24 protein-coding genes are annotated in these 26,466 nt (G+C 67.2%); 11 read left to right on the top strand and 13 right to left on the bottom strand.

The features are described 5' to 3' along the window. Window positions 1-42: 42 nt before the first annotated feature. Window positions 43-1,452 carry a magnesium transporter gene (mgtE, locus tag C8J24_RS06065; RefSeq protein ID WP_107930985.1) on the bottom strand — a complete coding sequence of 470 codons (1,410 nt, stop codon included), beginning with the start codon at window positions 1,450-1,452 and terminating at the stop codon, window positions 43-45. A gap of 108 nt (window positions 1,453-1,560) precedes the next feature. On the opposite strand from mgtE, the gene C8J24_RS06060 reads away from it, so the two are divergent. Beyond that, on the top strand, window positions 1,561-2,016 hold the full coding sequence (locus tag C8J24_RS06060) for a peptidylprolyl isomerase (RefSeq protein WP_056406711.1): 456 nt from the start codon (window positions 1,561-1,563) through the stop codon (window positions 2,014-2,016). Window positions 2,017-2,198: 182 nt separating this feature from the next. Here C8J24_RS06060 and C8J24_RS06055 read toward each other — a convergent pair whose 3' ends face one another. Then, window positions 2,199-3,083 (bottom strand): LysR substrate-binding domain-containing protein, encoded by an 885-nt coding sequence (locus tag C8J24_RS06055; protein ID WP_037530034.1) that lies wholly within the window; start codon window positions 3,081-3,083, stop codon window positions 2,199-2,201. A gap of 277 nt (window positions 3,084-3,360) precedes the next feature. On the opposite strand from C8J24_RS06055, the gene C8J24_RS06050 reads away from it, so the two are divergent. Then, entirely contained in the window at window positions 3,361-5,634 is a 2,274-nt protein-coding gene (locus C8J24_RS06050; protein ID WP_107930982.1) for a CDC48 family AAA ATPase, read from the top strand. A 305-nt stretch (window positions 5,635-5,939) separates the two neighbouring features. Continuing rightward, window positions 5,940-6,224 (top strand): hypothetical protein, encoded by a 285-nt coding sequence (locus C8J24_RS06045; protein ID WP_146163640.1) that lies wholly within the window; start codon window positions 5,940-5,942, stop codon window positions 6,222-6,224. A 26-nt stretch (window positions 6,225-6,250) separates the two neighbouring features. On the opposite strand, the gene C8J24_RS06040 is transcribed toward C8J24_RS06045, so the two are convergent. Both C8J24_RS06040 and C8J24_RS06035 read right to left on the bottom strand, forming a co-directional pair. Next, entirely contained in the window at window positions 6,251-7,573 is a 1,323-nt protein-coding gene (locus tag C8J24_RS06040) for an MFS transporter (protein WP_107930978.1), read from the bottom strand. Continuing rightward, window positions 7,570-7,893 (bottom strand): antibiotic biosynthesis monooxygenase, encoded by a 324-nt coding sequence (locus tag C8J24_RS06035; protein WP_107930976.1) that lies wholly within the window; start codon window positions 7,891-7,893, stop codon window positions 7,570-7,572. Before C8J24_RS06035 ends, C8J24_RS06040 begins: the two co-directional genes overlap by 4 nt. 181 nt (window positions 7,894-8,074) lie before the next feature. Here C8J24_RS06035 and C8J24_RS06030 point away from each other — a divergent pair, with 181 nt between their 5' ends. After that, on the top strand, window positions 8,075-8,689 hold the full coding sequence (locus C8J24_RS06030) for a class I SAM-dependent methyltransferase (protein WP_031394390.1): 615 nt from the start codon (window positions 8,075-8,077) through the stop codon (window positions 8,687-8,689). Here C8J24_RS06030 and C8J24_RS06025 read toward each other — a convergent pair. Then, on the bottom strand, window positions 8,668-9,255 hold the full coding sequence (locus C8J24_RS06025) for a septal ring lytic transglycosylase RlpA family protein (RefSeq protein ID WP_166746526.1): 588 nt from the start codon (window positions 9,253-9,255) through the stop codon (window positions 8,668-8,670). The two genes, C8J24_RS06030 and C8J24_RS06025, sit on opposite strands and share 22 nt — an antisense overlap. Before the next feature lie 120 nt (window positions 9,256-9,375). Here C8J24_RS06025 and C8J24_RS06020 point away from each other — a divergent pair, with 120 nt between their 5' ends. Then, window positions 9,376-11,385, top strand: a complete 2,010-nt coding sequence (locus tag C8J24_RS06020) for a putative bifunctional diguanylate cyclase/phosphodiesterase (protein WP_107930974.1) — start codon at window positions 9,376-9,378, stop codon at window positions 11,383-11,385. A 19-nt stretch (window positions 11,386-11,404) separates the two neighbouring features. Here C8J24_RS06020 and C8J24_RS06015 read toward each other — a convergent pair whose 3' ends face one another. Then, on the bottom strand, window positions 11,405-12,331 hold the full coding sequence (locus C8J24_RS06015) for a crotonase/enoyl-CoA hydratase family protein (RefSeq protein ID WP_042466417.1): 927 nt from the start codon (window positions 12,329-12,331) through the stop codon (window positions 11,405-11,407). A 211-nt stretch (window positions 12,332-12,542) separates the two neighbouring features. Here C8J24_RS06015 and C8J24_RS06010 point away from each other — a divergent pair, with 211 nt between their 5' ends. Further along, window positions 12,543-13,949, top strand: coding sequence for a hypothetical protein (locus tag C8J24_RS06010; protein WP_244180443.1), 1,407 nt, complete (start codon window positions 12,543-12,545; stop codon window positions 13,947-13,949). A gap of 15 nt (window positions 13,950-13,964) precedes the next feature. On the opposite strand, the gene C8J24_RS06005 is transcribed toward C8J24_RS06010, so the two are convergent. From C8J24_RS06005 to C8J24_RS05995, 3 genes are all read right to left on the bottom strand, one after another. After that, entirely contained in the window at window positions 13,965-14,987 is a 1,023-nt protein-coding gene (locus C8J24_RS06005) for a lactonase family protein (RefSeq protein WP_107930970.1), read from the bottom strand. Between the two features lie 73 nt (window positions 14,988-15,060). Next, a complete protein-coding gene (locus C8J24_RS06000; protein WP_031396253.1) occupies window positions 15,061-15,333 on the bottom strand; it encodes a CsbD family protein in 273 nt (90 codons plus the stop codon). Window positions 15,334-15,452: 119 nt separating this feature from the next. After that, on the bottom strand, window positions 15,453-17,696 hold the full coding sequence (locus tag C8J24_RS05995; RefSeq protein WP_107930968.1) for a TonB-dependent siderophore receptor: 2,244 nt from the start codon (window positions 17,694-17,696) through the stop codon (window positions 15,453-15,455). Between the two features lie 141 nt (window positions 17,697-17,837). On the opposite strand from C8J24_RS05995, the gene C8J24_RS05990 reads away from it, so the two are divergent. The 4 genes from C8J24_RS05990 (at window position 17,838) to C8J24_RS05975 (ending at window position 20,491) form a co-directional block, all read left to right on the top strand. Continuing rightward, window positions 17,838-18,404 carry a pyridoxamine 5'-phosphate oxidase family protein gene (locus C8J24_RS05990; protein ID WP_107930966.1) on the top strand — a complete coding sequence of 189 codons (567 nt, stop codon included), beginning with the start codon at window positions 17,838-17,840 and terminating at the stop codon, window positions 18,402-18,404. Continuing rightward, window positions 18,401-18,601 carry a putative signal transducing protein gene (locus tag C8J24_RS05985; RefSeq protein ID WP_031439290.1) on the top strand — a complete coding sequence of 67 codons (201 nt, stop codon included), beginning with the start codon at window positions 18,401-18,403 and terminating at the stop codon, window positions 18,599-18,601. Before C8J24_RS05990 ends, C8J24_RS05985 begins: the two co-directional genes overlap by 4 nt. A gap of 171 nt (window positions 18,602-18,772) precedes the next feature. Continuing rightward, a complete protein-coding gene (locus tag C8J24_RS05980) occupies window positions 18,773-19,111 on the top strand; it encodes a P-II family nitrogen regulator (protein ID WP_031439291.1) in 339 nt (112 codons plus the stop codon). Window positions 19,112-19,138: 27 nt separating this feature from the next. Next, a complete protein-coding gene (locus C8J24_RS05975) occupies window positions 19,139-20,491 on the top strand; it encodes an ammonium transporter (RefSeq protein WP_031394700.1) in 1,353 nt (450 codons plus the stop codon). 126 nt (window positions 20,492-20,617) lie between these two features. On the opposite strand, the gene C8J24_RS05970 is transcribed toward C8J24_RS05975, so the two are convergent. Genes C8J24_RS05970 through recQ form a run of 3 tightly spaced genes read right to left on the bottom strand, consistent with a single transcriptional unit; the run spans window position 20,618 to window position 23,222 of the window. After that, complete coding sequence (locus C8J24_RS05970) at window positions 20,618-21,031, bottom strand: hypothetical protein (RefSeq protein ID WP_056406723.1); 414 nt, start codon at window positions 21,029-21,031, stop codon at window positions 20,618-20,620. Then, window positions 21,028-21,456: a protein tyrosine phosphatase family protein gene (locus C8J24_RS05965; protein ID WP_056406725.1), complete on the bottom strand. Its 429-nt coding sequence runs from the start codon at window positions 21,454-21,456 to the stop codon at window positions 21,028-21,030. The genes C8J24_RS05970 and C8J24_RS05965 overlap by 4 nt, the downstream gene beginning before the upstream one ends. Continuing rightward, window positions 21,453-23,222: a DNA helicase RecQ gene (recQ, locus tag C8J24_RS05960; RefSeq protein ID WP_107930963.1), complete on the bottom strand. Its 1,770-nt coding sequence runs from the start codon at window positions 23,220-23,222 to the stop codon at window positions 21,453-21,455. Before recQ ends, C8J24_RS05965 begins: the two co-directional genes overlap by 4 nt. 284 nt (window positions 23,223-23,506) lie before the next feature. Between recQ and C8J24_RS05955 the strand changes: the two genes are divergently transcribed. Continuing rightward, on the top strand, window positions 23,507-24,481 hold the full coding sequence (locus C8J24_RS05955) for a hypothetical protein (protein WP_107930960.1): 975 nt from the start codon (window positions 23,507-23,509) through the stop codon (window positions 24,479-24,481). 143 nt (window positions 24,482-24,624) lie between these two features. Here the strand turns inward: C8J24_RS05955 and C8J24_RS05950 are convergent, their stop codons facing one another. Further along, a complete protein-coding gene (locus C8J24_RS05950) occupies window positions 24,625-26,454 on the bottom strand; it encodes an ABCB family ABC transporter ATP-binding protein/permease (protein WP_107930958.1) in 1,830 nt (609 codons plus the stop codon). Window positions 26,455-26,466 lie beyond the last annotated feature (12 nt).

Genomic DNA, 26,466 nt, shown 5'->3' with positions numbered 1-26,466 from the left:
CGTCTGGAAATGGGCGCTAATCCGCGCCAGTCAACCGGAGCATCAACCGTGCAGCCCCCACAGGCTGGCAAGACCGAGGAACGAGAAGAACCCCATCGTGTCGGTCATCGTGGTCACGAATACCGCCGACGAGACCGCGGGATCGATCCGGAACTTGTCGAGCGTGATCGGCACCAGCACGCCGGAAAGCCCCGCGGTGATGTTGTTTGTCAGCATCGCCGCGGCGATCACGACCGACAGGTCGGTGTTGCGGAAGATTACATAGGTGCCCAGACCGATCAGCGTGCCCAGCATGATGCCATTGGCCGTGGCGATCCGGAATTCGCGGACGATCATCCGCTTGGTATTCGAACTCGTCAGCTGGTTGGTCGCGAGCGCGCGGACCACGACCGCGAGCGTCTGCGTCCCGGCATTGCCGCCCATCCCCGATACGATCGGCATCAGCACCGCGAGCAACGCGAAGCTCGCGATCGTCCCCTGGAACAGCCCGACGACCGACGATGCGACCATCGCGGTGCCGAGATTGACCACCAGCCAGGTGAAGCGCGTCCGGACCGTCAGCCGGATCGGCTCGTTGATGTCGCCGTCGCCTGCACCCGCCAGACGCAGCGTATCCTCGCCCGCCTCTTCGGAAATGATGTGGACGATGTCGTCGACGGTGATCATGCCGACCAGCCGGCCGCCATGATCGACCACCGCGGCGGAGATCAGCGCATATTTCTGGAAGCGGAGCGCCACCTCTTCCTGGTCCATGTCGACCGGGATCAGCGTCTGTTCGCGCTTCATCACATCGGCCATCGCGATCCCGCGCGGCGTGCGCAGCATCCACGACAGCTGGCACGTGCCGATCGGCTTGTGCGCGGGGTCGACAACGAAGATTTCCCAGAAATCGGTCGTCAGCTCCTCGTGACCACGCAGATAATCGATCGCGTCGCCGACGGTCCAGTGCTCGGGCACCGCGATCAGCTCGCGCTGCATCAGGCGGCCCGCGGATTCCTCGGGGTAGCTCAGCGCCTCCTCGATCGCGGCGCGATCATCGGGATCGAGCGCGCGCAGCACCGCGCGCTGCTCGTCCTCGTCCATGTCCTCGATGATCGCGACCGCGTCATCGGTATCGAGTTCGGAGGCGAGGTCGGCGACCTGGTGCGGCTCGAGCGCATCGATCAGATCCTCGCGGACATAATCGTTCATCTCGGCGAACACGTCGCCGTCGAGCAGATCGGTGACCGCGCGCGCCAGCGCCGCGCGATCCTCCTGCGGCGTCAGCTCGAACAGATCGGCGATGTCGGCGGGGTGCAGCGGCTCGACCAGCGCGCGCGCTGCCGCATTGTCGCCGTCCTCGACCGCGTCGAGCACGGCGCGGACGAATTCGGGCCGCAGCCGGTCGTCGCGATCGAGCTGGGTTTCGGGCTGGGTCTCGGTTTCGACCTCGGGAAGCTCGAGTTCGCTCATGGCTGCCTCCCTTAAAAGCGTGCGCTTGGGCCCTAACGCGCCGCGCATGCATTTGCCAGTCGCGGGGTGGATCCCTATCTGCCGCGCATCAATTCAGGAGAAGACCCAATGGCCGATACCCCCGAAACGCTGACGCTGACCCTCGACGGCGGTGACGTGACGATCAAGCTGCGCCCCGATCTGGCTCCGAAGCACGTCGAGCGCATCGTCGAGCTGGCCAATGATGGCTTCTATGACGGCGTCGTGTTCCACCGCGTGATCCCGGGCTTCATGGCGCAGGGCGGCGATCCCACCGGTACCGGCATGTCGGGCTCGGACAAGCCAAACCTCAAGGCCGAATTCTCGGCCGAGCCGCATGTCCGCGGCGTGTGCTCGATGGCGCGTACCAACCAGCCCGACACGGCGAACTCGCAGTTCTTCATCGTGTTCGACGACGCGCGCTTCCTCGACAAGCAGTACACCGTCTGGGGTGAAGTCACCAACGGCATGGAGCTGATCGACGCGCTCCCCAAGGGCGAGCCGCCGCGCGCACCCGGCAAGATCGTGAAGGCACGCGCAGCCTGAGCTGAAGACTGCACCGGCGCAGCGAAGCTGCGTCGGAGACAGTCGAAGCCGGCCGGCGGAGCAACGCTCCGTCCGACGGCGCGGCTTGGCCGCGACGCGCTTCAAGTCAGAAGCGCGTCGCGGTTGCTGCCCTGACCCTCTCTCAACCGTACATCCGGTATCCGAGCGGAGGCTGTGCCTCGCTAAACTTCCGCTAGCGTCTTGATCAGCCAGTCATGGAACAGCTTGACCGGCTTGGCCTGCAGCGCGCGCGGGCGGCAGACGAACCAATAGCTGTACGGGCTCTCCACCTCGATTTCGAACAGCCGCACGAGCCGCGGATCGTTCGCATCCTCGAAATGGCTGGCATGCATGAACGCGACGCCCAGCCCCTGCGCCGCCGCTTCGAGCATCAGCGCCCCCGAATCAAAATGATCGATCGCCAGCGGCTCGATATCGTCGAGCCCAGCCGCCGTCCGCCACGCGGTGAACGTATCCGTCATGTCGCGGTGGACCAGCGCGGTCAGCGTCGAGAGCTGTTCGGGTCGGGTGATCGGATCGGCGCGGTCGAGCAGGGTGCGCGCACCGATAACATAGACCGAATTGCGATCGAGCCGCCGCGCATAGAAGGCCGGATCGATCTCGCGCGACAGCGCGATCACCGCGTCCAGCCCGTCACCCAGCCGCGATACCAGATGCGCCGCGGTATCGATGTCGAGATGCAGTTCAGGATGCGACGCGCGCAGTTCACCGAGCCGCGGGAACAGCTTCTGCGACGCATAGAGCGGCAGGATGCCCAGCCGCAGCCGCAGCACCTCGGTCGTGCTGGTCATCGACTCGACCGCATCCGACAGCGAATCGAGCACCGGCGCGATCTGCGCGAGCAGGCGTTCGCCGTCGGCGTTCAGCACCATCGCCTGATGCCGGCGTGCGAACAGCGGCTTGGCGATGAACCGTTCGAGGCTCTGCACGCGCCGGCTGAGCGCGGGCGCGGACAGCGCGAGGTCCTCCGCGGCGGCCTTGATCGAGCCCAGCCGCGCGACCTGGACGAACGCCTCGATAGCCCCGAGTGGCGGCAGCCTCCGCATGATTCCTCCCCGACTCCCTTATCCGACTCGATGCATGTGATCCGCATCATTGGCCGCATTGAAGCCTACGATTGCAGTTAGCGCAATCGTAGCGGATCCATTCGCACTTGCAACATGAACCGCCTCGACGCAAAAAGACCTCGCCTTTCAGGCATCCTCTCCTAAAAACTTTCATGGGCTGGCCTTCATTGGCCGGCCCTTTTTTTTGTCTTTTCAAGTCCTCGCAAGCCCGGCGGCGGCCCCCCATCTGACACGCTTCGAGTTTGAAGGAGTCGAGATGCCCGATAGCGAAACCCCGACGCGGAAAATCCAGGTGGCGAACGCGCGTCCCGAGGACAGCGGCCGCGGCCTGGCGCATCTGCCGCGCGCGCTGATGGCGACGCTCGGCATCGGCGAGGGCGACGTGATCGAGATCCTCGGCAAGCAGAACACGCCCGCGCGTGCCGTCGGGCCGTATCCGGAGGACGAGGGGCTCGACATCCTGCGCATCGACGGGCTCCAGCGCGCGAATGCGGGTGTGGGCTCGGGCGATTTCGTCGAGGTGCGCAAAGCCGAATCGAAGCCCGCGACGCGCGTCGTCTTCGCGCCCGCACAGCAAAATCTGCGGCTTCAGGGCTCGACCAACGCGTTGAAGCGCACATTCCTCGGCCGGCCGATCTGCCAGGGCGACATCGTCGCGACCGCGGGGCATCAGCGGGTCGGCAACATGCCCGCGGGCGTCCAGCAGTTCATGAATGCGCCCGCTTATGCACTGCAGGAGATCCGCCTCGCGGTGATCGCCGCCAGCCCCAAGGGCGTCGTCCATATCGACGAAAATACCGAGATCGAGCTGCGCCCCGAATATGAGGAGCCGCAGGACGCACGCCGCGCCGACGTCACCTATGACGATATCGGCGGCATGGCACAGACGATCGACCAGTTGCGCGAGATGGTCGAGCTGCCGTTGCGCTACCCCGAACTCTTCCAGCGTCTCGGCGTCGATCCCCCCAAGGGGGTGTTGCTGCACGGCCCCCCCGGCACCGGCAAGACGCGGCTCGCGCGCGCGGTCGCCAATGAATCCGACGCACAGTTCTTCCTGATCAACGGCCCCGAGATCATGGGGTCGGCCTATGGCGAATCGGAAGGCAAGCTGCGCCAGGTGTTCGAGGAAGCCGCCAAGGCCGCACCGTCGATCGTCTTCATCGACGAGATCGATTCGATCGCACCCAAGCGCGGGCAGGTGTCGGGCGAGGCGGAAAAGCGTCTCGTCGCGCAGCTGCTGACGCTGATGGACGGGCTGGAGGCACGCGCCAATCTCGTCGTGATCGCCGCGACCAATCGTCCTGAGGCGATTGACGAGGCGCTGCGGCGTCCCGGCCGGTTCGACCGCGAGATCGTCGTCGGCGTTCCCGACGAGCGCGGCCGCCGCGAGATTCTCGGCATCCATGCGCGCGGCATGCCTTTGGGCGACCGGGTCGATCTCGACGAGTTGGCGCGCACGACGTACGGCTTTGTCGGTGCCGATCTCGCAGCGCTGGCGCGTGAGGCGGCGATCGAGGCGGTGCGGCGGATCATGCCCAAGCTCAACCTTGAGGAGCGCACGATCCCGCCCGAGGTGCTCGACGACCTGTCGGTCACGCGCGAGGATTTCCTCGGCGCGCTCAAGCGCGTCCAGCCCTCGGCGATGCGCGAGGTCATGGTCCAGGCGCCGACCGTGCGCTGGGCCGATGTCGGCGGGCTCGACGATGCGCAGATGCGGCTGAAGGAAGGCGTCGAGCTTCCGCTCAAGAACCCCGACGCGTTCCGCCGGCTCGGCATCCGCCCGGCCAAGGGCTTCCTGCTCTACGGCCCGCCCGGTACCGGCAAGACGCTGCTCGCCAAGGCGGTCGCGCGCGAGGCGGAGGCGAATTTCATCGCCACCAAATCGTCCGACCTGCTCAGCAAATGGTATGGTGAGAGCGAGCAGCAGATCACCCGGCTGTTCCAGCGCGCGCGCCAGGTCGCACCCTGCGTAATCTTCATCGACGAGCTTGATTCGCTGGTGCCCGCCCGCGGCAGCGGCGCGGGTGAACCGCAGGTGACCGAGCGTGTGGTGAACACGATCCTCGCCGAGATGGACGGTCTGGAGGAGCTCCAGTCGGTCGTCGTGATCGGCGCGACCAACCGGCCGAACCTGATCGACCCGGCGCTGCTTCGCCCGGGGCGGTTCGACGAGCTCGTCTATGTCGGCGTGCCCGACAAAGCGGGGCGCCGGCGGATCCTCGGCATCCAGACGCAGAAGATGCCGCTCGCGTCCGACGTCGATCTTGATCGTCTCGCGGACCGCACCGACTGGTTCTCGGGTGCGGATCTGGAGGACGTCGTCCGCCGCGCAGGCCTTGTCGCGTTGCGTCGCTCGATCGATTCGACCGACGTGACGATGGCCGATTTCGACAACGCGCTGAAGGAATCGCGCGCCAGCGTCACGCCCGAGACCGAGCGTGAGTATGAGCAGATGGCCGCCCGCCTGAAACAGGACGCGACCGCCATCCAGCCGATCGGCTTCGCCTTCCCCAGTAAAGGCGCGGCGTGATCATCGCCCCTCTCCTTGGCGGGAGAGGGGCTACCGCCAGCATGGTTCCATTCGGCGGTCTATAGTCGACTGGCCGAATGGCCCTGATCTTGTGCCATGTGTTGACATTACCGGGCACGGGTCCAATGTAACTTTCATGTACGCATCCGCGACACATAAGCGTTTCCTCGACCACGCCGGCCAACTCGCCGCACGGGGTTAGCCCGAGCTCGCGGCTATAGGCCGCTGGAGTTCGGGCTTTATTCGATCTGACCTTTGGGACGTGCGCTGCACGCCCATGATCTCGAATATACGGAAACCACGCAATGTCAGGCCCAGCCTCTGAATCTGGCGATCACTCGCCAGCGCGCCGCGACGTCGATGAAGACGCCCTGTCTCCGAAAGCCTCGTTGCGGATGCGTCCCAGGCATTTCTTTTCGAAGCAATTCGATATGGAAATCGTCGAAGACTATTCAAAGGAAGAGGCCGATCGGGACTCCGCCGGGCAGCCGAAATGGCTCAACCGACTGATCCAGATGAACTTGTTACTGATGATCCTCTTGATCGGGGTTCCGCTGCTTCTGTACTGCATCGGAATGTCGGCGAAGTAGCGGAATCGCGGCCTGATGAATCTCGGTCAGCCGCCCAACGCGTCCTTCGCCTCATTCAGCGTCGCCCAGGCATAGCCGATCAACACCACGCACGCCGCGCCCGCGACCAGATAGGGCAGCGAGTGCTGCGCCTCGTACAGCCCGACCCCGATCGACGGGCCGAGCACGAAGCTCGCGCCGTTGATGCTGGTCACCTTGCCCGCGACCGACCCTTGCGCGTTCGCGCCGACCGCGAGCGAAGCGCCAGCGGTAAAGCCCGGCCGCGTGAAGCCGAAGCCGAGGCTCGCCAGCGCATAGGCGGTCGCGATCGTGTAGAGCGAGGTCGCGATCCCCGTCAGCGCGGTGCCCGCCGCCGCCAGCACCAGCCCGGTCAGCACGAGCTGGCGCGGGGTCAGGTTGAGTCGCGGAATGATTCCCCATTGCGCGAGCAGCGCCGCACCCGCGCCCATCATCAGCACGATCCCCGTGGGCTCGAGCGCGAGTGCGGGCGCAAGGTTGAGCCGGTCGATCACCAGGAACCCGATCGCCTGCCCGGTCATCGCCTGCGCATGCCCCATCACCAGCCCGGCGATCATCCAGGCGCGGATGCGCGGGTCGGTATAGCCGACCTGTTCGACATGCGACTGGGTCGCGGCGGTGACCGACGCCCCGCTCGGCGCCCCGCCGATCGACGGATAGGCCGAACTCGCGCCGTGCGTGTCGTCATGCGGCGCGACGATCCGGTCGTCGGGCAGCATCCGCCGCACCGTGATCCACACCGCCACGCCGAACAGCGCGAACAGGAAGGCGGGGCCCGCCAGCCCTACCTCGAGTCCGCCGACCGACCCGAGGATCAGATAGGGCGCGATCGCCGGCCCCAGGATCGTGCCGAGCCCGAAGGCGGAAGCGAGCAGGGTCAGCGCGCGGGTCCGCTCCGCGCGCGTCGTCTCGCCCGCGACCAGCGCCTGCACCGCGGGCGGCGCGGCGGCACCGAATGCGCCATAGATCAGCCGCCCGGCGATGAAGCAGCCGAACGCCGCGGTCCCGCCGATCCAGTGATTGATCCCCGCCATCAGGAACAGCCCGCACAATGTCAGCGACACGCTGAACCCGCCGATGCCGAGCAGTATCATCGCGCGGCGGCCATGCCGGTCGGACCGGTTCGCCCAGAACGGCGCGGCGATCACCCACAGCAGCGCGGACACCGAAAACGCGCCCGCCACCGCGCTGTCGGCGACGCCCAGCGACCGGCCGAGCGCGGGCAGCACCGATTGCAGCGCGGTATTGCCCGCCGCGATCGTCAGCATGACGAGGAACATCAGCGCGAAGCGACGATCGATCCGCGCATCCTCGCGACCGGTGCCGGTCATGGCCGCGCCCAGTCATAGTCGCGCTCGACCCGTGCGACGGTGACGCGGTAGCGGTCATACCAGAGCGCCCGCCCGCGCTCGCGAATCGCGGCATGGTCGGGATCGTCGCGCCACGCGATCGCCGCGGCGTCGTCCGCCCAATAGCTGATCGTGATCCCCAGCCCGGTTTCGTTGCGCACGCTGTCGATCCCGCGATAGCCGGGCTGCGTCGCGGCGAGCGCCTCCATCGCGGCGGCCGCCGCGGCATAGCCGGCGGGGTCGGTGCCGTTACGGTTCGACATGAAAATGACCGCCGTCTGGCCCGTCCGATCGTCGTGCATACCCAATGCTTAAGCCAAGCCCGGGGGTTGGCAAGCGCGGGTTGCGGCACCGGGCACTGGTCGCGTTCGGCGCGGTTCGTCGCGTGATGCAACCCGCAGGCCTTGAAACACGTTTGGAATCCGTGCGACGGGGGGCTCAAAGCCTCGCGTGCGCGCGGGATCCCTGATCGTAAGGAACACGATGCCCAGTCCGACCACAGCCGCCCGGCGCGCGCGCACCCGCCCCGCCGGCGTGCCCTCCCCGTGGCAGATGTTCTTCACCGAATTCCTGAAACACCCTGTCATGGTCGGCTCGATCGTGCCGTCCTCGGACAAGCTGATCCGCAAGATGCTCGGCCGGGTCGACTGGGACAACACCAAGGTGTTCGTCGAATATGGACCCGGCGTCGGCACTTTCTGCCGCCCGATTCTCGACCGCATGGCGCCCGACGCGACGCTGATCGTGATCGACACCAACCCCGATTTCATCCGCTATCTGCGCCACACGATTACCGATCCGCGGTTTTCGGCGGTGCTCGGATCGGCGGCCGATGTCGAAAAGATCGTCGCCGATCACGGCTTCGAGTCGGCCGACTATGTCCTTTCGGGCCTGCCATTTTCGACGCTGCCCCCCGGCGTCGGTCCGGCGATCGCCGCCGGCACGCATTCGGTGCTGCGCAGCGGCGGCGCGTTCCTGGTCTATCAGTTCAGCCCGAAGGTGAAGGATTTCCTCACCCCGCATTTCGAATCGATCGATCACGACATGGAATGGTGGAACGTGCCCCCGGCACAGCTCTACTGGGCCTGGAAGGACTGATCCGTCAGCCGCGCGCGCAGTGCGGCGAGTTCGTCGGGCGAGGTATCGGGTCTCGCCGATGCGGGCTTGCCGGCCCGCAGCCGCGCCCGGTCCTTGGCGTCGGGCTCGACGCGGCGGACGCGGACCGCGGCCCGGCCGAGGCGCTCGATCCCGAGCAGCCGGGCGGCGCCGCGTGACAGGTCGATCAGCCGCGAGGGCGTGAACGGCCCGCGGTCGTTGATCCGCAGCAGGATCGTCCGGCCGGTGTCGAGCGCAGTGACCTCGACATAGCTTGGCAGCGGCAGGACGGTATGCGCGGCAGAAATGCCCTTCACACGAAACCGTTCGCCGTTCGCGGTCTGGTTGCCCGATTCCCGGCCATACCAGCTCGCCATGCCGACCGCGTCATAGGCTGGCAGATCGGCGGGGCGGTAGGTCGTGCCGCGTACGCTGTAGGGGCGGCCGATCTTGACCGGATAGTCGCTGACCGGGCGGTAGCGCGTTGTGCCGCAGCCGGCGAGCATGGCGCACAGCGCGAGGGCGGCCAGCAGGCCGGGCGTATCGGAACGCGGTGCGATTGGGATCATTATCCCTGCTAGCGGACACCCGGTCGAAGCTGAACCCCATTGCGGCGAACCGCCCGCGCGCGGGATCGTAGCGTTTGCTTAACCGCTTTACCCTACGGTTACAGTCTGTTCGAAGGTGCCATGACGCATTTCATTACCCGGTTGAGGCAGCTTCGCCACTCGGATCACGCGGTCGCCGCGGACGTCCGGGCGACTCTGGTCACCTCGCTCTATGCCTCACCCAAGTCGCTGGTGATCGGTGCGCTGACGAGCACGGGTATCGCCACGGTCGTGGCCGTCACCAGTGGCGATCGCTGGCTTGCCGGCTTCGCGGTGCTGATTGGGCTGGTCGCCGCACTGCGGATCATCGGCATCGTCCAGCGCGTGCCCGATCAGCAGGATGCTGACGTATTTGCCGTCGATCGGGGTGCCGCCGAGCGCCCGCGGGCAGGACAATGGGAGTTTTACTACCGCATCGGCGCCTTCGCCTTTTCCGCGCTGCTCGGCATGTTCGGGTTGCTGACGCTGACCCGGACCGCGGACGGCGTGCTTCATCTCCTCTCGGTGACGACGGCGATCGGCTATGCGGCGGGGATTGCCGGACGCAATGCGGGCCGGCCCACGATCGCGCTCGCACAGCTCTGCCTCGCGTCGCTGCCGCTCGCGGCGGGGCTCTTCCTGTCGGGCGAGCCGCTCAACGCAATGCTCGCGGTCGTCATCATCCTGTTCGTGCTGGCGATGATCGACATCACGCTGCAGACCTATGAGGCCATCCTCGGCGCGACCATCGCCGCGAGTGAAAAGACCGCGCTCGCCGAGCATCACGCCGCATTCGCGCGACGCGACGACCTCACCGGGGTCGCCAACCGCACCGCGTTTCGCGAATGGTTCGAGCGGCGGCTGCACCGACTGGAATCGACCGGTGAGCTCCTGTCGATCCACTGGATCGATCTCGACCGGTTCAAGGAGATCAACGATTCGCTCGGTCACCTGGCGGGCAACGTGCTGCTGACCGAGGTTGCGCAGCGGCTCCAGACCGCGTTCGTCACCGATGGGGGCACCATCGGGGTGGCCGGCGACGCGATCGTCGCGCGGCTGGGCGGCGATGAGTTCGCGGTCGTCTGCGCGATCAGCGCGCGCGACGATGCCCGCACGATCGCCGATCATATCCTCGACCTCGTCGCACAGCCCGTGGCCTATGCCGGGCGTCGGCTGACGGTCGGCGCCTCGCTCGGCGTGGCGATCGCACCGATCGACGGGGGCGACGCTGACACGCTGCTCAAACACGCCGATCTCGCGCTCTACCGCGCCAAGGAAAGCGGCCGGGGCGCCTTCTGCTTCTACGAGCCGGTGATGGACGAGAAGATCGAACGGACCCGCGCGCTGACCAGCGACCTGCACGGCGCGATCGCGCGCGGCGAGCTGTGGCTCGCCTTCCAGCCGATCTTCGATCTGGCGACGCATCGCATCCTGTCGTGCGAGACGCTGCTGCGCTGGGACAGCCCGTGCCACGGCAGCGTGTCGCCAGCCGAATTCATCCCGATCGCCGAGCAGAGCGGGCTGATCGTCGAGATCGGCGCCTGGGTGCTGCGCGAGGCCTGCCGTCACGCGCGCGACTGGCCGGACACGGTGCGCGTCGCGGTCAACCTGTCGCCGATCCAGCTCCTGTCGCCCGGGCTCGCCAAGGTGCTGAAGGACGCGCTCGACGCTACTGGGCTCGCGCCGGGGCGGCTCGATCTCGAAGTGACCGAATCGGTGTTGCTCGACGATATCGACGCATCGCTGGCGGCGCTGTCGGCGATCAACCGGATGGCGGTCGGCACCACGCTCGACGATTTCGGCACCGGCTATTCGTCGCTCGGCTATCTCACCAAATTTCCGTTCCAGACGCTCAAGATCGACCGGTCGTTCATCACCGCGCTCGACGACAATCCCGCGTCGATGGCGATCATCCAGACGGTGGTCGATCTCGCCGCGACGCTCGGCATGCAGACCGTCGCCGAGGGTATCGAGACGCAGACCCAACTCACGCAGCTGCGTCGCACCCGCTGCACCGCGGTGCAGGGTTTCCTGCTCGCGCGCCCGATGTCGGCAAGCCAGGTGGCGAACCTGCTTGCCGACGAAACCCCCAGGATGCGTGCGCTGTCCTGAGGGCCGGGGGCGATGTCCGTCAGCCTTTCGGCTTGTCGAGCAGACGAGTCTGCGCCGCGACGAGCCGCCGCATCAGCTTGAGATCCCCTTCGCTGAGGCGCAGCGCGGCGTCCGCCCACAGGTCAACCACCGCCTCGAGCTCATCGAGCGTCAGCGGATTGACCGCGCGCGACGCCTCGTAGATCGCGCAATGCCCGCTGTGGCGACGCCGGTTTTGCCGAATATAATCCTCGACCACCCGGCGTCCCTGGCCGGGGTCGGCGAGCGCGTGGACGATACCCAGATCATAGAGCTCCTCCGCGCTGTAGTTGCGCCCGCTGAGGATCATCTGCTCGGCCCGCGCCGCGCCGAGACGCCGCGACAGGAAGCAGTGCGCCCCCATGCCGGGGAACAGCCCGAACACGGTCTCGGGAAGCCCGAAGCTCGCGCCGCGTTCGGCGACGACGACGTTGAACGACAGCAGCGCCTCGAACCCGCCGCCCAGCGCATCGCCCTCGACCAGACCGATCGTCACGATCGGCAGATCGAGGCCGCGCAGGTTGCGGTGCAGGATCTGCACGCAGGCGCGGCCATATTGGACCAGCGCCTCGCGGTGACCGGCACGGATATGCTGTGCGAACAGGTCGAGATCGCCGCCGAGCGAGAAGACGCCGGGGAATCGCGAGCCGAGCACGAGATAGCGAATCGGCATCGCCCCGGAGGTGTGGGCGCTGTGGATATCGGCCTGCCACTGACCAAAGTCCGCGAGCAGCGCAGGGTTGAAGCTCGGCCGCGTCCTTGGCCGCATATAGGTCCACAGCGTGTCGGCCTGCGGGTCGAACGTCACCTCGAGCTGGTCGAGCGCGAACAGCGGCGGGGTTGGGGCGGGGGCCGCGATCCCGGCTGTGGTCGCGGTTGCGGGCCTGGGGGCCGGCGAGAAATGTCGGGCGGGTAAAGCAAGAGTCACTGTGGCATTCCTTTGTAATCGCAGCGCAGTGCTGCACCGCCGAACCTAGGGCACAATGGCGGCGATCCCGCGGGGGCGTGCGCGCGACGCGCGTTAAAATCCGTCTCGCGCGACACCGCGCCGGTGCGCTAGGCGGGGTCGGGGTCAGGGGCGGTCGTGGCACACGGCCCGCGACCCGGTGCTGGCCCCTAAAACTGGACGTTTGCCGATCATGACAGTGAGATGGATGCAGGCGGGGCTGGTCGGAGCGCTGGTAGCGGGGTTGGGGTTCGCGACGCCGGCTGGTGCGGCACAGACCAGTGTCGCACCGTCCGTGCCATCACCGATCGCGTCGGTGTCGACGCCGGTCCCGGTCCCGGTCGATGCCCTGCAACTTCAGCTCCCCGTCGATGCGGCGATGCAGGACGCGGCGGAATATGCGCGGCGGTTCGGCGTGCCGCTCGATGTCGCGCTCCACCGGATGCGGGCGCAGGCGGCGACGATTCCTGTCACCGATGCGCTGCGCCGCGAATTCGCGGATCGACTCGCGGGCATCGCGGTCGAGCATGACCCGGCCTACCGGATCGTGGTGCTGCTGACCGGCACCGACCCGGTCGCGGACCGCGTCGTCGAGGCGGGGGGGATGAGCGTCCCGCTGGTGTTCCGGACCGGCGCGGCGGCCACGCTCGACCGGATCCTCGGCCAGATCCGCACCTTCCAGGCGGCGATCCGCGCTGCGCTTCCGCATCCCCCCGGCATCGGAGCGGATCAGCGAACGGGTACACTCGTCGTGATGGTCGCGACCGCGGACCTTGCGCTCGACCGGGATGGCGCACTTACCGCGAAGTTCGCCGATATGACCGGCGTTCCCGTGCGGATCGAAGCCAGCGATCGCCCGATGCTGCCGATGGCGCTTCAGACGAGCGTAACGGCCACGCCGGGCGCCACAGTGCCCGGGATCCCAGTGGCGACGATCCCGCCTGTCGACGCGGTGACCGTGATGCCGGACGTCGCGGGCGGGGGGCGGGTGGTCGGGACGGTCGACGGCCGGCGCTATATCTGCACGACGGGATTCGTCGTCACCGATGGCGTCGCGGATGCGATCGCCACCGCCGCGCATTGTCCCGACACGCTCGATTATGTCGGGCGGCCGCCGGCGGGCACGGAGCGGCGGGCGATCGCGCTGCCCTATGTCGGCCAATGGGGCTGGGGGTATCAGGACGTCCAGATCAATCGGGCGCCCGCGCTGCCGGCGACTGCGCCACGGCTGCCCGCCTTCTTCGCCGATACCGCCAAGACCCGGCTCCGCACCGTCGCGACGTGGCGCAACCGGACCAGCACGCGCGCGGGCGACTTCGTCTGTCACCGCGGCGAGCGTACCGGCTATAGCTGTGCGCCGGTCGCGATGGTCGATTTTGCCCCCGCGGGCGATCTGTGCGGCGGCGCGTGCCTGCCGACCTGGGTCGCGGTCGAGGGGCCGACATGCAAGTCGGGTGACAGCGGCGCGCCGGTTTTCGAAGGGCAGGTCGCACTCGGCCTCGTCAAGGGCGGCACCTACCGCGCCGATGGCAGCTGCCTCTTCTATTATTACATGTCGACCGACTATCTGCCGCCCGGCTGGACGCTCGCCTATCGCTGAGCGCAGACGCGCAGCCTAGAGGGGCAGGACGAACGCCGCCCCCGGAACCGCGACCCGGGCGACATGCGGCCCGAGCAGCCCGTCCGCGTCGATCGGCAGCAGCGTCACGCATTCGTCCTTCTCGTTCGCGATCACCATCAGGCCCTCGTCCTCCAACAGCACGCAATGACGTGGATACGCCGCCCCGGCCGGTGCATGCTGGATCAGCCGCGGGTCGCCTTTCGCGTCGAGCGCGAAGACCGCGATGCTGTCATGCCCGCGGTTGGAGACATAGAGCTGGTCCCCCGCCGCGTTGATCGCCAGATGCGCGACGATGCTCGGACCCTCATACTCCTCGGGCAGCGTCGACACGGTCCTCGCCGCCGAGAACCGACCCTCGCCGCCGACCAGCACGGTCAGCGTGTTCGCAAGTTCGTTGGCAAGATACGCCACGCGCCGCACATGCGGATGCAGCAACAGATGGCGTGGCCCCGACCCCGCTGGCGCGTGAAAGGCTGTGCCGGCCGCCCGTACACGGTTGCCGCCCGGCGCCGGCGCCACCGCGAAGGCGCGGATCTCGTCGGTCCCCAGATCGGTTGCATAGAGCCAGCGATCATCGGCATCGAACCCGACCCAATGTGCGTGCGGGCTCGCCTGACGCTCGCGGTTCGGACCAGATCCGCTATGGGCAAAGATGTGCGCTGGCGCGATCGGCAGGCCGTTGGAATCGAGGTCCAGGATCGACACGCTCCCGCTCGCATAATTGGCGACGGCGAGCAGGCTCTGGTCGTGGCTCAGCGCGAGATGACAAGGCGCGTTCCCATCGACCGCCACGCGGGCGATCTGTCGCCAGCCGTCGGCGGTCGCGCGATACACGCCGATCGCGCCGTCATCGCGCTCGTCGACGAGATAATGGAGGTCATGGCGCAGCGAATGGACGCCGAAGGACACGTTTATCGCGTCAGGATAAGGCATGCCGGTCGACCAGCCATCGCCGTGTCGCAGGGGGTGCAGCCCGCCGCGATTGGTGCCGATCCAGAGGTCGGCGGGTCGTCTCACAGGGCATTCGCCCCGTGTCGACACCGCCGGGATCCTCCGACCAGCGGGGCCGCGTGGACGCGGCCCCGGTTGATCACTTGCCGCGCAGCGTGTTGAGCAGCGCGATGCCGACGACACCGACCAGCGCCGCGGTGGCGAACGGACGATCCTTGGCAAACGCACGCGCCTTGTCGGCGAGCGGGGCGACAGTGTCGGTCGCGGTGCCGATCGCCTTGTTCGCAGTGCCTGCAATCTGATCGGCGACGCCGCCGGCCTGGAGCGAGCTGTCGCCCGTTGCATTGCCTGCTGCCTGCTTCACCGAACCGAGCAGATCCTGGCCTTCACCCTTCAAGGTCGTCGTGTTCATGCTAAACTCCTATGCTGGACGGCATCCGGAACGAATGCGCTCGGACCGCTGAACGGCCGACACGCCAAGATGTGCCATCGACCTGCGTATAAACCGCCTGCGCAGGGTCGAGCGGCCCGTTACCAGCGATACCCGATCGTTGCCTGCACGGTGCGGCGGTTGCCGTACCAGCACCAGGCATAGTTGGCGAAGCAGCTCGTCAGATACTTCTTGTCGAACAGGTTGGTCGCGTTGACGCCGAGATCGACATTGGCGAGCCGCGGGCTGAGCTTGCCCAGATCGTAGCGCAGCAGCGCGTCGAACACCGTATAGGCGGGTGAATAGCGCGCGACGCCGTCCGAATAGAAATCGGCATAGGTCTTGTCGACGTGCCGCACCGCGCCGCCGATCGCGAAGCCCGATGCCGGCCCCTCGGTCGGCGCCCATTCAAGGTTCGCCGAGATCCCGCCGCGCCCGACCGTCGCGAGCGGCAGGCCGATATTGGCGGCAACGACGTCCTCGACCTTCTTCACGCGCTGGCGGCTATACGCGAGCTTGGCATTGAACCCGTAGGGCAGCGGCGCGCTCGCCTCGACCTCGATACCCTGCGACCGCACCTTGCCGATCTGCTCCGCGGTGAAATCGGGATTGGACACGACGACATTGGTCTGCTCGATCCGGAACCAGGCCGCGGTGACGAGGATCGACGTGCCGGTCGGCTGATATTTCGCCCCCGCCTCGATCTGCTTGCCGAGCGACGGCTTCGCGGGGCTGCCGTCGCTAAGAAGCGCATTCTCCGGCTGGAACGAGGTCGAGTAGCTCGCATAGGGCGCAAGCCCGAACGGCAGCAGGTACAGCGCGCCCGCGCGCCAGGTGAACTTCTCGTCCTTCTGCGCCTGGCCGTCGCGCGCCTGGCGGGCCCAGTCCTGGCGGCCGCTTAGCGTCACGCGCAGCCCGCCGACCGCGATCTGGTCCTGCGCATAGATCCCCTGCTGGCGCTGGCGGACATTGGCCGAGCCGATGCCAAAGGACCCTTGGACATCGGCTGGCGTCTGCGGCGTGGGCATCGTGCCATAGACCGGGTTGAAAACGTCGATCGGCGTCCCGCCGCCAAAGGCCGAGAGCCCCGCCGAATGCGCGACCTGACGGTCGACCCCGAACAACAGGTTGTGCGTGACGGGGCCAGTGACGACCTTGCCCGTCAGCTGATTGTCGAACGTCCAGTTGTTGAGCTGCTCCCGCGTCGAATAGGAGGACCGGGCATACAGCGTCGGCGCTACCGCGAGCGGATCGACCGCGGGTCCACTGGTATAGACCAGCCCCATCCGGCTCTTCACATATTGATAGCGCCCCGACGAGCGCAGCGCCCAGCCGCTACCGAAATCGTGATTGAAGATATAGGTCAGCGCGGCCTGTTCGCGACGGAAGAAGTCCCCGGGCTCGCCACCATAGAATTTGGTCGAGATCTTGCCTGCCGGGTTGTCGATCAGCGTCCCGAGCGTCGGGAACACCCCGTAATTGCCATTGAACGGATCGTGCGAATAGGCGCCGAGCAGCGTGAAGCTGGTGCTGCTGCCCGCGCCGGCGGTCACCGCGGCGGAGATCGTCTGGCGTTCGCGCTTGCCCTGACCCTGGGTCTGCTGGTCGTCGGCGCCGTTCGCGCTGCCATAGATGCGCCACAGCACGTCGTTCCCCGCGCGCCCGCCGATATCGGCGTCGACGCGGTACAGGTCATAGCTGCCATAGGTGCCGCTGACCGCGCCATAGAGGGCGCGGTCGAGCGGCAGCTTGCTGACCTCCGCGACCAGACCGCCCGGGCTCGACTGGCCATAGAGCACCGACGCCGGGCCCTTGATAATCTCGACCCGATCGAGCCGCGACACGTCGACCTGCGGCACCGCATAGCCGGTCGCGCTGCCGAACTGGCGCAGGCCGTCGAGATAGACCGGTGCGTCGAACCCGCGCAGCTTGAACTGGTCGTATACCTCGGCGGATGCACCGCGCGTCTCGGGTGTCACGCCCGCGACGAAGCGCAGCGCCTGATTGAGGTTCTGCAGCCCCAGCCCGGCAATGTCGGCGGCGCTGATCACGCTGATCGACTGCGGCGTCTCGACGATCGGCGTTGCGCTCTTCGTCCCCGACGACGCGATCGTCGTTGCCTTCTCGCCGGTCACGACGATCACGCCGTGATCCTGCGGCTCGGACGCGTCGGACGCGTCGGACGCGTCGGACGCGTCAGACTCGTCGGTGCTTGTTGCGGCTGCCACAGACGCGTTGGGGGTCGTGTCATCCGGGGCGGACCCGGCCCAGGCCGGTGTTGCGGACAGCGCGGCCGTGAGAATGGTGCCGGCTAGCAGCAGGCGGGCGAAGCGACGATCGGACATGAAAAACCCCTTTCCGACTCGCTACTGTTGTCGCGACTGATTTGCAATAGCGTTGCGACCGATTCGCAAATTGCGTTTTCAGTGGCTTGGAAAAGCGGTTCACCGTTCGCGTCTGAGCGGTGGTCCTGATAGGGTGTTGCCATGGACTTCTTCCCCGCCCTTACCGACGCGCACCGCGCGTTCGTCGAACGCCAGCCCGTGTTCTTCGTCGCGACCGCGGCCGAGGGTGCGCGGATCAACCTCAGCCCGAAGGGCATGGACAGCTTCCGCGTGCTCGACGCTGGCACCGTCGCCTATCTCGACGTCGGTGGCTCGGGGAACGAGACCAATGCGCATCTCACTGCCGACGGACGCATCACGATCATGTTCTGCGCGTTCGACCGCCCCGCGCTCATCTTCCGCATCTATGGGCACGGCACCGCGGTGCTGCCGCAGGACGATCGCTGGGACGCGCTCTATGCGCAGTTCACGCCGTTGCCGGGTACGCGGCAGATCTTCGAGATCGCGGTCGATCAGGTGCAGACGAGCTGCGGTTGGGGCGTGCCCGTCATGACGCTCGATCGCGAACGCCAGACACTGTCCAAATATCATGCCGGGCAGAGCGATGCCGAACGGCTCGCCGAATGGGCCGAACATCCGCGCAGCATCGACGGCCTGCCGACGCGCGTGCCGACCATCGCACCCGCCGCGACCGGTGCAGCCCGATGAGTCTCGCCGAGCTTGGCCGCTACAGCCGCAACGAGGCGCTGATCATCGCCGGTCGGCTCGAAAGCGAGGGCATTGCCGCGATCGTGTTCGACGGCGACATGGCGATCGGCGACGGCAGCGATCTGCTGATCCCGGTCCGCGTGATGGTCGATGCCGACGATTTCGCCGAGGCGCGCGCGATCATTCCCGACCGCTGACCGGAAAACTGCCCGACGGCGCGCTGCCCGTTTTTAAGGCAATCGTCGCGCGCTGCACAGTTTCTAACGGCCCGGCGCGCCTGGCACGCCGTCCCCGCCCCGTCCCGCACCCTGCCGGTAAACTGGCACGGTCGTTGCGTTGTGTTCGACGTAACAAGGGGAAGGGGCGCGATGAAACTCGTCATTGCCATCATCAAGCCGTTCAAGCTCGACGAGGTGCGCGAAGCGCTCACCACGCTCGGCGTGGCGGGCATGACGGTCACCGAGGTCAAGGGGTTCGGCCGGCAAAAGGGTCAGACCGAGATTTATCGCGGTGCCGAATACACGACCAACATGGTGCCCAAGATCAAGGTCGAGGTCGTGTGCGCGACGAGCCTGGTGGATCGCGTGGTCGAGGCGATCCAGGCATCCGCCAACACCGGCGCGATCGGCGATGGCAAGATCTTTGTGGTCGACGTCAGCCAGGCGGTGCGCATCCGCACCGGCGAAACCGACGACTCGGCGCTCTGAGGGGAGGGGGACACGATGAAGCATGACATGAAGACAGCCGCCGCGGCGGTTCTGGGGTTCGGTGCCGCGCTAGTCGCCGCCGCGCCCGCCTTTGCGCAGACGGTCGTCGCACCCGCGGCCGCGCCCGTCGTCGCCACCGTCAACAAGGGCGATACCGCCTGGATGATGACCTCGACGATCCTCGTCCTGATGATGATCCTGCCGGGTCTCGCGCTGTTCTACGGCGGTCTCACCCGGTCGAAGAACATGCTCTCGACGATGACGCAGATCGGCGCGGTCGCAGCGCTCGCGATGCTCATCTGGGTGATGTGGGGCTATACGCTGGCCTTCGGTCCCGACGTGACCAATCCGCTGCTCAGCAATTTCATCGGCAGTCTCGACAAGGCGTTCCTCAAGGGGATCACCCCGGCCTCGCAGGCGGCGACCTTCACCGCGGGCGTCGAAATTCCCGAATATGTCTTTGTCTGTTTCCAGATGACCTTCGCCGCGATCACGATCGCACTGGTGCTGGGCTCGGTCGTCGAGCGGATGAAATTCTCCGCGGTGATGGTGTTCGGCCTGGTCTGGCTGACGATCGTCTATTTCCCGATCGCGCACATGGTCTGGGCCGCATCGGGCTATTTCTTCAAGGCCGGCGCGCTCGATTTCGCGGGCGGGACCGTCGTCCACATCAACGCAGGCGTCTCCGCGCTGGTCGCCGCACTGATGCTCGGCAAGCGGATCGGCTATCCCAAGGAGCCGATGGCGCCGCATTCGCTGGTGATGACCGGGATCGGCACCGGGCTGCTCTGGGTGGGCTGGTTCGGCTTCAACGCCGGCTCCGCGCTCGAGGCGAACGGGTCGGCTGCACTGGCGATGATCAACACCTTCGTCGCGACTGCGTCGGCCGCGTTGTTCTGGATGCTTGCCGAGCGGCTGTCGGGTCACAAGGGGTCGGCGCTCGGCTTCTGCTCGGGCATCGTCGCAGGGCTGGTCGCGGTGACGCCGGCAGCGGGCAATTCCGGCCCGTTCGGCGCGATCGTGCTGGGCGCGATCGCCTCGCTGATCTGCTTCATGGCGGTGTCGAAGATCAAGCCGCTGCTCGGCTATGACGACTCGCTCGACGCGTTCGGCATCCACGGCATCGGCGGCATGGTCGGCGCGATCGGCACTGCGGTGGTCTATGCGCCGTCGCTCGGTGGCCCGGGTGCCGCCGACTATGCGATCGGCGCCAAGCTGCTGGTGCAGATCCAGGCGGTTCTCGTCACGATCATCTGGGCCTCGGTTGGCACCGTGATCGCGATCCTGATCGCCAAGGCGGTCACCGGCCTGCGCGTCTCGCCCGAAGTCGAGGTCGAGGGTCTCGACATCGGCGAGCATGGCGAGCGTGCCTATAACTGACCCTGTTCGGTAGCGGGCCGCCCGAGCCCGCACCCACGATGTTCCTCCTGCGGACAACCTGGCCCGGTGCGCACAACGCACCGGGTCTTTTTTTGCGTGTCGATCGCGGTGCCGGCAGGGTGGCCGCTAGACGCCGATGTTCCTGGGAGCCAGCCGCCGGATATCGAGCACGTCGACCCGCGAGAGCATCACCGCGCCGAGCGTCCGGTCGCCGGTCTCGACGAGGATTCCCTCCTGCGTCGCGCGCACCGTCCGCCAGGTGACCTCGCGCACCGCGATCCGCTTGCCGACACGCTTGACCGCGGCGACACGGCCATCGTCCGCGACGGCGAGCGCACCGCGCCCATCGGCGCCGACGACGGCCCCTGACACGGCAAAGCCCGGCAGTTGCGCCTGCGCCGCCTCGGCGGCCTCCTCGGCGGTCTCGATCCGTATCACGCGCCGTTTCCGGGCCGTTGCCCAGCCGATACCGCCGACCGACGCCACCAATGCCGCGACCGCAGCCCCGATCACCGCGGGGCCGAGCGCGATCGGGATCATCGCGGCCCTGCGAGCGCGTCCAGCATCGGGCGGATCCCGCGCAGGTCATAGCCCGCGTCCTCGGCCTGCGCGAGCAGCAGGTTGGGATTGCGCCCCGCCTTAGCCGCGGCCAGCGCCCACAGATTGCAGCTCCGCGTGCCCGACCGGCAATAGGCGAGGACGGGGCCTTTGGCCTCGGTCAGCGCCTGGGTCATCGCGTCGATCTGTGGATGCGAAAAGCCCGCATGCGTCACCGGGATCGCGACATAGTTCAGGCCGGCTGCCTCGGCCGCCGCACGGATCGCGTCGCCCGAAGGCTGTCCCGCATCCTCGTCGTCGGGGCGGTTGTTGACGATCGTCTTGAACCCCGCCGCGGCAATGTCCGCGACCTGTTCGACCGCGATCTGCGGCGCGACCGAAATGCTTTCGTTGATGTGCCGGATCATGCGGACTCGCGGATAACTGCCAGAAAGGCATCCCCATAGGCGTCGAGCTTGCGCGCGCCAATGCCCGATAGCACCGCGAGCGCCGCGCGCGACGCGGGCCGCTGCGCCGCCATGTCACGCAGCACCGAATCGTGGAAGATCACATAGGGTGGAACGCCCGCGTCCTTCGCCAGATCGCGGCGGCATACGCGCAGCGCCTCGAACAGCGGATCGTCGACCGGGTTCGGCACGGCCCCCGGTGCCGCCTTGCGCCGCCGCTCGCGCTTGGGCGGCACGATCACCGACAGCGCCGCCTCGCCTTTCAGGATCGCCTTGGCCGCAGGCCCGAATTCGAGCCCGCCGTGTGGATTGGTGCGCAGCGCATCCTTCAACATCAGCGCGCGCGAGACCGGTTTCAGCAACGCCACCTCGTCGCCCTCGACGATCCCGTACACCGACAACGCCTCATGCCCGTTCATCAGGCTGCGCTCCGACGACACGCCGGTCAGGATGCCCTCGATATAGCCGACGCCGAACATCTGCCCGGTCCGGAACACCGCCGACAGGAATTTCCGCGCGGTCTCGGTCGCGTCCACCGCGTCGACATTGCCGAGGCAATTGTCGCAATTGCCGCAATCCTCCAGCCGCTCCTCACCGAAATGCTTGAGCAGGATGCGGCGCCTGCACCCTGCGGTCTCGACCAGCCCACCCATCGCGGTCAGCCGCTGGCGCTCGCCCGCCTGCCGCTCGGGCTCGACCTCGCCGATCCGCTGGCGCGCGCGCGCGAAATCCTCCGCACCCCAGAACAGATGCGCGATCGCCGGATCGCCGTCGCGCCCCGCGCGCCCCGTCTCCTGATAATAGGCCTCGATCGATTTCGGCAGCCCGGCATGCGCGACGAAGCGCACGTCGGGCTTGTCGATCCCCATCCCGAACGCGACCGTGGCACAGATCACCATGTCCTCGCTCGCGACGAAATCCGCCTGGTTCTTCGCACGGACCTGCGGATCGAGCCCGGCATGATAAGCGCGCGTCGGCCGCCCGCTGCGCCCCAGCGCCTCGGCGAGCTTCTCGGTTGCCGCGCGCGTCTGCGCATAGACGATCCCCGGCCCCGGGATCTTCTCGAGGATGTCGGCGATCTGCCGGTTGACGTTGTCGCGCGTCGAAATCGCATAGCGGATGTTCGGCCGGTCGAACCCCGACACGATCAGCCCCTCGCGCGAAATCCCCAGCTGTTCGAGGATATCCGCGCGCGTGTGCGCATCCGCCGTCGCGGTCAGCGCGAGCCGCGGCACATCGGGAAAGCTGTCAAGCAGCGGCCGGAGCAACCGATAGTCGGGCCGGAAGTCATGTCCCCATTCGCTCACGCAATGCGCCTCGTCGATCGCGAACAGCGAGAGCTTCGCCTGCGACAGCAGATTGCGGAAACTCTCGTTCGAGGCCCGCTCGGGCGCGACGTAGAGCAGGTCGAGATCGCCCGCCCGGAACCGCGCGATCGTCTCCTCGCGATTTGTATCGACCGAGGTCAGCGTCGCCGCCTTGATCCCGACCGCGGTCGCGGCACGCAGCTGGTCGTGCATCAGCGCGATCAGCGGCGACACGACCACGCACGTCCCCTCGAGCATCGTTGCCGGCAACTGGTAGCACAGCGACTTGCCTGCACCGGTCGGCATCACCGCCAGAGTCCGCTGCCCCGCGAGCACGCGGTCGACGACATCGCGCTGCACGCCACGAAAATCAGGAAAGCCGAAGATGCGCTGGAGATCGGGAAGGGGGTCGAGTGCCATCGCCGTCTAGGTAGCGATCCCCGCTGCGATGTCGAGGATAGCGCGGGCCTTATCGCGCCGGTGCACCAGGGTCTGTCATCCCGACCAGATAGCATGCACCTCCCCGGCGGAGGCCGGGGCCCAGTTGGAAAGGTGGTCGTAACGACGGGACGTCCTTTGTCAGCAACGTCTCCCAACTGGACCCCGGCCTCCGCCGGGGAGGCATACATTCATACTCGTGGCGAATGCGGTTGCGGTCGTCGAGCGATGTGCAACACCCCTCGCGATCGATTGGTGGAGGTGGCATGAAAGGCTTTGGTTTGCGGAGCGGTGCCACGGCGCTCGTCTTGGTCGGGCTCGTCCCGATCGGCAGCGCGGGCTTCGCTGCGGACAAGCCTGTGGCGGTGCGAGACGTGCCGGTCGGTGGCATGATCGCCGCGACGATCGACGGCAGGCCGGTCACGCTCCGCGTCGATCCTGGCGCGCCCGGGCTGGTCCTCATGACCACCGCCGCCGCCGACCGGCTTAGGTTGAAAGGCGGCATGATGGAAATCGGCTATTCGGTGGGCGGAAAGGGCGCGATGCAGGCCACGACCGTGCGGCCGATGACGTTCGACGCCACCCGCGTGAAACGCCGGGTCGGCTTTCCCAGTCCCAAAAAAGGGTCTGCCGACGGTCGCTGGATCGGGCGTGTCTATGCGACCGTCGGCGATGGCAGCATCGGGCCGGGGTCGCTCCCCGAACCCGTCGTGCGTATCGCCCTCCACGCGCCGCGCGCGAGCGAACGGACGGTCGCACTGCCGATGGTCGATGGCGGCGGCCTGTTCGGACGGCTGTCGGGCGAATTCGCGCAGATCATGATCGGCGGCCAGCCAGTGCGCGTCCGCTTCGATCCCTATCACCCGCGCACCACGGTCACCGCCAACGCCGCGTCGCTGATCGCCGAGGCGCAGCGCGGCACGCTCGTCGGTACATTGGAGCCCGTCGAAATCGCTTTCGGCATCGTCCGGCCGGTGCGCACGATGATGCTCGCCACCGCGCTCCCGGTCGGCCCGCTGATGCTGTCGACGCTCGGCGTCCGCGCCAGCGACGTCGGCAGTGCCGTGTCGATTCCCGAAGCCGACGCCGCACCACCCGACCCCGACGAGATCGTCGTCACCGCCAAGGGCAAGTGCGACCCCAAACACGACCGCCTGACGCTCGGCGCGGACGTGCTCGATCACTGCTCCACGATCGTGTTCGACAGGCCGCAGAAGCAGGTACGGCTCACGTGCGGGTAACTGGCTAGGCTCGCACAATACACCACCCCGGCGAAGGCCGGGGTCCAGTTGGAGAGGGTGCAGTAACGGAGCGACGTCCTTCGTTATCGACGTCTGCCAACTGGGCCCCGGCCTTCGCCGGGGTGGAAGACGGTGGGACGACGCTATTCCGCCGCGAGCGCCCCCGCGTCATCACCCGCACGCTCCTGCGCCTGCCGGTTCCACATTTCCGCATACACGCCCTCGCGCCGCAGCAACTCGGCATGTGTGCCCTTCTCGACGATCCGCCCCGCCTCCAGCACGACGATCTGGTCCGCATGGACCACGGTCGACAGCCGGTGCGCGATCACGATCGTCGTGCGACCGCGCTCGATCGCCTCGAGCGTGTCGAGGATCTCCGCCTCGGTGCGGCTGTCGAGCGCGGACGTCGCCTCGTCGAGGATCAGGATCGGCGGGTTCTTCAGCAGCGTGCGTGCGATCGCCACGCGCTGCTTCTCGCCGCCCGACAGCTTCAGACCACGCTCGCCGACGCGCGTCGCATAGCCAAGCGGCTGGCGCTCGATAAAGCCCGCGATCGCCGCGCCCTTCGCCGCCGTCTCGACCTCGGGTATCTCCGCCCCCTCACGGCCATAGGCGATGTTGTAGCCGATCGTGTCGTTGAACAGCACCGTGTCCTGCGGGACGATCCCAATCGCCGCGCGCAGCGATGCCTGGCGGACCTGCGCAATGTCCTGTCCGTCGACGGTGATCCGCCCGCCCGTCAGGTCGTAGAAGCGGTAGAGCAGCCGCGCGAGCGTCGACTTGCCCGCGCCCGACGGCCCGACCACCGCGAGCGTCGATCCCGCGGGCACGTCGAGCTCGAGATCGCGCAGGATCGGCCGGCCCGCATCATAACCGAACGAGACATTCTCGAACCGGACATGACCCGCGCTGACCGCCAGCACGGGGGCGTCGGCCACGTCGACGACGGAAGCGGGCGTGTCGATCAGGTCGAACATCGCCGCCATGTCGAGCGCGCCCTGGCGGATCGTGCGATACACCATGCCGAGCAGGTCGAGCGGCCGGAATAGCTGCGCCAGCAGCGTGGAAACGAAGACCACGTCGCCCGCCGACGCCTCGCCCCGGCTCCACCGCCACACGACGAAGCCCATGCCGCCCGCGAGCATCAGATTGGTGATCAGCGCCTGGCCGAGGTTCAGCCATGCGAGCGAATTCTCGCTCTTCACCGCGGCTTCGGAATAGGCGGTGATCGCACTGTCATAGCGCTTCGCCTCGCGCTCCTCCGCGCCGAAATACTTGACCGTCTCGAAGTTCAGCAGCGAATCCACCGCATGCGCGACGGCACCGGTATCCAGGTCGTTCATGCGTGCGCGCAGCGCATTGCGCCAGTCGGTGACCATCCGCGTGAACGCGATATAGCCGACCACCATCACGACCGTCGCGACGACCAGCGGCCAGCCGAACTTGGTCCAGAACAGGCCCAGCACCAGCACGAGTTCGAACAGCGTCGGCGCAATGTTAAAGAGCAGGAAATAGAGCATCGTATCGATACTCTTGGTCCCGCGCTCGACCACCTTGGTCACTGCGCCAGTTCGGCGCGACAAATGGAAATCGAGGCTCAGCGCATGGAGATGGCGAAACACCTGCGCCGCCAGCCGCCGCGACGCGTCCTGTCCGACCCGCTCGAACACCGCGTTGCGCAGATTGTCGAACAGCGTCGTGCCGAACCGCGATGCGGCGTATCCGATCACCAGCAGCACGACGAGCGTCAGCGCGCCGCGGTCGTTCCCCGCCATCGCATCGACCGCATATTTCAGCGTGAACGCGGCACCGAAGACCTGCACCAGCTTCGATGCGATCACGAGCAGCATCGCGACGACGATCCGCGCCTTCAGCTTTGGCTGCCCCGCCGGCCACAGGAATGGCAGAAAGCGGCGCAGCGTCGGCAGCAACGGCTGGTCCGCGCGGGTGGAGGTGTAGGTATCAGGGGGCATTGCTGGTGGTGA

This window comes from Sphingomonas aerolata, assembly GCF_003046295.1.
Classification (GTDB): Bacteria; Pseudomonadota; Alphaproteobacteria; order Sphingomonadales; family Sphingomonadaceae; genus Sphingomonas; species Sphingomonas aerolata.
Note: the sequence above shows the minus strand (reverse complement) of the source record. Positions and strands in the feature narration are given on the sequence as shown.

Bases quoted from the DNA above. Each gene is read 5' to 3' on its own strand.
- C8J24_RS06060 (WP_056406711.1), top strand. From the start codon at position 1,561: ATGGCCGATACCCCCGAAACGCTGACGCTGACCCTCGACGGCGGTGAC.
- C8J24_RS06030 (WP_031394390.1), top strand. From the start codon at position 8,075: ATGCCCAGTCCGACCACAGCCGCCCGGCGCGCGCGCACCCGCCCCGCC.
- C8J24_RS05975 (WP_031394700.1), top strand. From the start codon at position 19,139: ATGAAGACAGCCGCCGCGGCGGTTCTGGGGTTCGGTGCCGCGCTAGTC.
- C8J24_RS06010 (WP_244180443.1), top strand. From the start codon at position 12,543: ATGACAGTGAGATGGATGCAGGCGGGGCTGGTCGGAGCGCTGGTAGCG.
- C8J24_RS06000 (WP_031396253.1), bottom strand. From the start codon at position 15,333: ATGAACACGACGACCTTGAAGGGTGAAGGCCAGGATCTGCTCGGTTCG.
- C8J24_RS06050 (WP_107930982.1), top strand. From the start codon at position 3,361: ATGCCCGATAGCGAAACCCCGACGCGGAAAATCCAGGTGGCGAACGCG.
- C8J24_RS06040 (WP_107930978.1), bottom strand. From the start codon at position 7,573: ATGACCGGCACCGGTCGCGAGGATGCGCGGATCGATCGTCGCTTCGCG.
- C8J24_RS05970 (WP_056406723.1), bottom strand. From the start codon at position 21,031: ATGATCCCGATCGCGCTCGGCCCCGCGGTGATCGGGGCTGCGGTCGCG.
- C8J24_RS06020 (WP_107930974.1), top strand. From the start codon at position 9,376: ATGACGCATTTCATTACCCGGTTGAGGCAGCTTCGCCACTCGGATCAC.
- C8J24_RS05965 (WP_056406725.1), bottom strand. From the start codon at position 21,456: ATGATCCGGCACATCAACGAAAGCATTTCGGTCGCGCCGCAGATCGCG.
- recQ (WP_107930963.1), bottom strand. From the start codon at position 23,222: ATGGCACTCGACCCCCTTCCCGATCTCCAGCGCATCTTCGGCTTTCCT.
- C8J24_RS05955 (WP_107930960.1), top strand. From the start codon at position 23,507: ATGAAAGGCTTTGGTTTGCGGAGCGGTGCCACGGCGCTCGTCTTGGTC.
- mgtE (WP_107930985.1), bottom strand. From the start codon at position 1,452: ATGAGCGAACTCGAGCTTCCCGAGGTCGAAACCGAGACCCAGCCCGAA.
- C8J24_RS06055 (WP_037530034.1), bottom strand. From the start codon at position 3,083: ATGCGGAGGCTGCCGCCACTCGGGGCTATCGAGGCGTTCGTCCAGGTC.
- C8J24_RS05985 (WP_031439290.1), top strand. From the start codon at position 18,401: ATGAGTCTCGCCGAGCTTGGCCGCTACAGCCGCAACGAGGCGCTGATC.
- C8J24_RS05980 (WP_031439291.1), top strand. From the start codon at position 18,773: ATGAAACTCGTCATTGCCATCATCAAGCCGTTCAAGCTCGACGAGGTG.
- C8J24_RS05995 (WP_107930968.1), bottom strand. From the start codon at position 17,696: ATGTCCGATCGTCGCTTCGCCCGCCTGCTGCTAGCCGGCACCATTCTC.
- C8J24_RS05950 (WP_107930958.1), bottom strand. From the start codon at position 26,454: ATGCCCCCTGATACCTACACCTCCACCCGCGCGGACCAGCCGTTGCTG.
- C8J24_RS05990 (WP_107930966.1), top strand. From the start codon at position 17,838: ATGGACTTCTTCCCCGCCCTTACCGACGCGCACCGCGCGTTCGTCGAA.
- C8J24_RS06035 (WP_107930976.1), bottom strand. From the start codon at position 7,893: ATGCACGACGATCGGACGGGCCAGACGGCGGTCATTTTCATGTCGAAC.
- C8J24_RS06025 (WP_166746526.1), bottom strand. From the start codon at position 9,255: ATGATCCCAATCGCACCGCGTTCCGATACGCCCGGCCTGCTGGCCGCC.
- C8J24_RS06045 (WP_146163640.1), top strand. From the start codon at position 5,940: ATGTCAGGCCCAGCCTCTGAATCTGGCGATCACTCGCCAGCGCGCCGC.